The sequence below is a fragment of the Pseudomonas sp. USHLN015 genome, assembly GCF_037153275.1.
In the GTDB taxonomy this organism is placed as follows: Bacteria; Pseudomonadota; Gammaproteobacteria; order Pseudomonadales; family Pseudomonadaceae; genus Metapseudomonas; species Metapseudomonas tohonis.
This window is the reverse complement of record NZ_JBBCKP010000045.1, coordinates 1-223: the sequence shown is the minus strand read 5'-3', so window position 1 is coordinate 223 and position 223 is coordinate 1. Positions and strand designations below refer to the sequence as shown.

The window sequence follows — 223 nt, the reverse complement described above, 5'->3', positions numbered from 1 at the left end:
GCGCGGGAAGTCGAGGGTCTTCGAATAGGCGGAGAAGCCGGCGACGATCATCTTCGGCTTGTGCTCGACGGCCAGGCGCTCGACCTCGTCGTAGTCGATCAGCCCGGTGCTTGTGTCGATGCCGTACTGCACGGCGTTGTAGAGCTTGCCGGAGGACGACACCTTGGCACCGTGGGTCAGGTGGCCGCCGTGGGCCAGGCTCATGCCGAGGATGGTGTCGCCG

At 65.9% G+C, this 223-nt stretch carries 1 pseudogene; it reads right to left on the bottom strand.

Features of this window, described 5'->3' with window-relative positions:
* Nucleotides 1–223: pseudogene (glyA, locus tag WFQ67_RS30265) on the bottom strand (serine hydroxymethyltransferase); the annotation flags it as partial.